Source organism: Bacillus sp. CR71 (assembly GCF_003429245.1).
Taxonomy (GTDB): Bacteria; Bacillota; Bacilli; order Bacillales; family Bacillaceae_G; genus Bacillus_A; species Bacillus_A thuringiensis_S.
On record NZ_CP031748.1, the window covers coordinates 3,410,445 to 3,411,281 of the forward strand.

The following is an 837-nucleotide window of genomic DNA, read 5'->3' on the forward strand; positions in this document are numbered from 1 at the left end:
ATTAATGCGGAAATTTAATTGTGCAAAAGTAAAAGCATTGAGGCCTTTTTCACTACGTTTTTTATTACTCTTTAGCTTGTTAATCATAACTGGAAGAAGGGATCCAAATATAAGGTAAGTACCAACGGTTGCTGAGATTAATCCGACGGCCATTAATCCCAAAGCAATTAGCGGATTTGCATATGACATATAGATCAGTGATGCATAACCAATACCTAATAAAAGAATACCAAGGAATGCAATTACAACTGTCATTTTTCCTTTTATGGCAACACGTTCTGTTTGTGCATCTGCATGTACAAGTTGTAGTACAGAAATACGCGATAATTTAATACTATTCATAATTGCAGATAATACAAATAGTGCAAAGAAGAAGACGCAAGTAATAGCTATTGATGGCAGATAAAATGCTTTATAACCTTTACCAGCAAACTCGAGTTGTTTCATTAATAGCTGACCGATACCTTCTGCAAGTCCTACACCAATTGTAATTCCAATCAAAAGAGAGGTGGCACCTAATATGATTGTTTCAATGAACATAAGTAAGGTAACTTTATGCTTTTTTGCTCCTAACATCATATACATACCAAATTCTTTTTGACGAAGAGCTGATAAGAAAGAGTTTGCATATAAAATATAAAAAAATGTGATAACCGCTAACAAAAAGGAACCAATTTTAAAGACAGCCACAATATCCCTAATAGAAGAGTTGGATTCAAGGAACGTTTTATTGGATGCTAGCGTTTGAAACATATAAAAAGTTGAAATAGAGACAATAAGACCAACAAGTAAAACAATGTAATCTTGCAACTTACTTTTTAGGCCTGACATAGAAAG

At 33.3% G+C, this 837-nt stretch carries 1 protein-coding gene; it reads right to left on the reverse strand.

The window, feature by feature from the left end; all coding sequences use genetic code 11:
* The coding region (locus DOS87_RS17175) for an FtsX-like permease family protein (protein WP_261795523.1) at nucleotides 1–837 on the reverse strand (837 nt) is incomplete at both ends.